This is a genomic window from Aeromonas sp. HMWF014, assembly GCF_963878295.1.
Lineage (GTDB): Bacteria > Pseudomonadota > Gammaproteobacteria > Enterobacterales > Aeromonadaceae > Aeromonas > Aeromonas popoffii.
In genome coordinates this window covers 1-3,848 of sequence record NZ_CAWNYS010000156.1, presented here as the reverse complement: position 1 = coordinate 3,848, position 3,848 = coordinate 1, and the positions used below count along the sequence as shown (strand labels likewise).

General features: G+C 56.0%; 3 protein-coding genes and 1 pseudogene. 2 read left to right on the top strand and 2 right to left on the bottom strand.

The window, feature by feature from the left end; genetic code table 11:
• Together AAC083_RS06230 and AAC083_RS06225 are read left to right on the top strand one after the other, a co-directional pair.
• Positions 1-213 (top strand): annotated as a pseudogene (locus AAC083_RS06230) (AAA family ATPase); the annotation flags it as partial.
• A complete protein-coding gene (locus AAC083_RS06225; RefSeq protein WP_146181534.1) occupies positions 210-701 on the top strand; it encodes a hypothetical protein in 492 nt (163 codons plus the stop codon). The pseudogene AAC083_RS06230 and the gene AAC083_RS06225, both read left to right, overlap by 4 nt.
• A 261-nt stretch (positions 702-962) precedes the next feature.
• On the opposite strand, the gene AAC083_RS06220 is transcribed toward AAC083_RS06225, so the two are convergent.
• Both AAC083_RS06220 and aguA read right to left on the bottom strand, forming a co-directional pair.
• Complete coding sequence (locus AAC083_RS06220; RefSeq protein ID WP_108535421.1) at positions 963-2,666, bottom strand: amidase; 1,704 nt, start codon at positions 2,664-2,666, stop codon at positions 963-965.
• A gap of 269 nt (positions 2,667-2,935) precedes the next feature.
• Positions 2,936-3,848, bottom strand: a 913-nt coding sequence (aguA, locus tag AAC083_RS06215) for an agmatine deiminase (protein WP_108535420.1), incomplete at its 5' end; no start/stop codon positions are given.

Here is a 3,848-nt window from a genome sequence, read left to right as displayed (position 1 = left end):
ACCAATACAAATCAATCTCAAATAATATTTACCACACATAACTCAGAAATAATAGACTTTTTGGGTAGATATAGAACCTATATTGTAGAAAAGACCGAGAATGAAAGTTTTGCATACAGATTAGATGAAATATCCGGTGATATTTTGAGAAATGACAGACCAATATTGCCTATCTATAACTCAGGGAAAATTGGTGGAGTCCCTAAGCTATGAGTTTCATAAATACAAGAAAGAATGCATTCCTAGAATCTATACCGAAGGTCAGCATTGAAGATAAATGTGACTATATCGCAAGGAAATGCAAAATTAATTTTTCTTATTTTGATCATACTCAAGAACCAGCACAAAACTTTTCTGACTGGTCAAATGAACAATTACTAAAGCTTTTATGGAAACTTCATGAGTATAGTAAAGAGTCTTTACTTCACTGGCAAAAAATGCCTGTTGGGAAGAAAAGCGGGCATGTTTTAGAAATATACAAAAGCTTTCCTAACAAATCTGATTTTTCACATCCCAAGCACGTTCCTCATCAAGCACAGTGGGGACGATTTAGACTAGAAGGAAGTGTTAGGCTGGTTGGTTTTACTATCCCTGATGATTTTAAAAACATAGAGCAAAACTCTTCAGGATTTAAATTTTGTACCAATACATTCTATGTTGTATTTTTAGATAAAGACCATCGCTTCTATAAAACAAAATAAAATGCCACATCATTTTGATATGTGAGCCACGCATCATTGACGGCTCACATATCATTGATGCAAATGGCTATTTATAGTGAATGAAATGCACATTACTCAGAGCCAAATTCTATTTATGGATAGGTAAACACCTCTACATTTTTACCGATTATGACCCCAACATTTTCTCTGTCTTCTGACGCAAAAAAAGACCACCCGCATCACAAGTGGTCTTTTGGTTTATAGCGAGATAAGCCCAAAATAATTAATTACTAATGGCGATCACCCCAACGGCGGGGTGCGCGGCGGCACCATACGCTTGCTGCCGGTGGACTCGAAGGCCGAGGCGACGCGCAGCAGGTTATTGTCGTCATAGGCGCGACCGGCAAAGGTCAGCCCCACCGGCATACCGATATCGGCCATCACCCCCATGGGGACAGTGACGGTCGGCACACCGAGGTGGCGAATGGCGAGGTTGCCGTTGGCGACCCAGATGCCGTTGCTCCAGGCGATATCGGCGGAGGCTGGATTCACATCCGCGTCAGCCGGGCCGACGTCAGCGACGGTCGGAAACAGCACAGCGTCGAGCTTGAGCTCGTCCATCCACTCTTCCAGATCCCGCTTGCGGGTCTGCTCCAGGCCGCGCAGGCCGTCCGGCACAGAGGCAATCTCGTCAAAGCGCTTGATGCCGCGCGTGGCCATCTTGACGTACTCGTCCATGCCCGCCGCCAGATCGCCCTCGCGGTTCGGCAAAGTGCCCGGATCGTGGGGGAAGATCTTGGGCCCATCCACGTCCTCAAGCTTATTGAGCTTGGGATCGCCGTTGGCGCGCAGGAAGTCGTCGAACGCCCAGCCAGAGAGCTCCCACAGCTCGTCGTTGAGAAACTCCGGGCTCACGATACCGCGATTGAACACGGTCGGTGCGCCGGGTCGGTCACCTTCACAGTTGGAGACCAGCGGGAAGTCCACTTCGATGACTTCGGCGCCAGCGGCTTCCAGCGCCTGACGGGCCTGTTCCCACAGGGCAATCACCGATGGGCGGGTATGGATACGCTGCCCAGTCGGGCCGCCGATGCCGGGGTTGTCGCTGGTGCCAGCCAGTTCATCCTTGTTGATAAACATGCGCGGCACGCCGAGGCGCTTGCCCTTGAGGGCATCGGCCTTGGCGGCCAGATCCAGATAGGAAGCCGGACGTACTTCGGACGCCTTGGGCAGCTTCACCCAAGGTTGCAGGCGCCAGAGATCGCCACGGGGATCGCTATCGTCGGCCACCACCACATCCAGCACTTCCAGCAGATCATTCATGGTGCGGGCATAGGGCACCACCACGTCCATGGTCGGGGTCAGCGGCCAGTTGCCACGCACCGAAATCACGCCACGGGACGGGGTATAGGCACACAGGCCGTTGTTGGAAGCAGGGCCACGGCCGCTCGACCAGGTCTCTTCGGCCAGACCGAAGGCAGAGAAGCTGGCGGCGGTGGCGGTACCGGCCCCGTTGGAGGAGCCGGAGGCAAACGGCGCGGTCAGGTAGTCGGCGTTGTAGGGGCTCTCGGCACGGCCATAGACGCCGCGCTGCATGCCGCCATTGGCCATCGGCGGCATATTGGTTTTGCCAAGGCAGATGGCTCCGGCGGCACGCAGCCGCTCAACGGTAAAGGCATCGCGCTGAGCCACCAGATCCTTGAAGGCCGGGCTGCCGGAGGCGGCAGTCAGCCCCTTGACCAGATAGCTGTCTTTGGCGGTGTAGGGGATGCCGTCGAGCGGGCTCAAGGTTTCGCCACGGGCGCGGCGGGCATCAGACGCTTGCGCCTCTTTCAGCGCATCGGGGTTGGCTACCACCACGGCGTTGAGTTTGGTGGCACTCTCGGGGCCGTTGTAGGCCTCGATACGGGCCAGATAGGCCTTGACCAGTTCGACCGCTGTGGTGCGGCCTGATTCGAGCGCGCCGCGCAGCTCGGCAATGGAAACCTCGGTCACTTCGATCATGGGGATCTCCTGTAAAAGGGTGACTGTTTGTCATGATGATCGCCGCATCAGCGCCTGCGACCATCACACCATCAAGAGAGAAAACCCCACAGTGTGGGGTTTTGAATACCAACTGGAACCGGTTTACGACCCGTCGCGAGAGGCTGTCAGCAAGGTGAAGAGCAGCACAGGAACCGGAGCGTATAAACATACGTGAGCCCTCGGTTTCACATAAGCGAGCAGCACATGAGCCTTGATCACGGCCTCGCAGCAGGATCGTCATCCGGTTCTTACTGGCCGGAGGGGATCTGTTGTGTAATGCAGTGGATATTGCCACCGCCCAGCAGGATCTCGCGAGCCAGTACGCCGATCACTGTGTGCTCCGGGAAGATCTCTTCCAGAATGCGCTGGGCTTCGCCATCGGTGGCAGCATCCAGCAGCGGGTAGACGATGCGATCGTTGGTGATGAGGAAGTTCACATAGGAACCAGCCAGACGGCCTTCTGCCTCGCGCGGCACACCGCTGCCGCTCTCGACACCGGCAGACTCCTCTTCGGTGCAGTAGAGCGGGCCCGGCTGGGGCAGCTTCCACACTTTCAGCTTGCGACCCTTGGCATCGACCGCCGCTTCCAGCACCTTGAGGGCGGCCACGGAGCGGGCGTACTGGGGATCGTTCTCATCGTCAGTCCAGTGCAGGGCCACTTCACCCGGACGCACGAAGCAGCACATGTTGTCGATGTGGCCGTCGGTTTCGTCCATGTAGACGCCTTCGTCCAGCCAGATAAAGCTCTTCACGCCCAGATAGTCGCGCAGGTGGGCTTCGATCTGCGCTTTGCTCAGGTGCGGGTTGCGGTTTTCATTGAGCAGGCACTCGGCGCTGGTCAGGCAGGTGCCTTCGCCATCGACGTGAATGGAGCCCCCTTCCAGAATGAGCGGCGCGTCGTAACGCGCCATCTTATGCTGTTCCAGCATCTGGGCCGCCACTTTTTCGTCCTGATCCCAGGGGTAATAGAGCCCCCCCTTGTGGCCGCCCCAGGCGTTGAAGCCCCAATCCACCCCACGGCACTCGCCAGCAGCGTTGGTGACTATGGTCGGGCCTGTATCGCGGGCCCAGCAGTCATCGCTGGCCATTTCGACCAGGGTCACGTGGGCGGGCATGATGGCGCGGGCCTGCGCCATAAACTGCGCGGGCACACCCATAAAG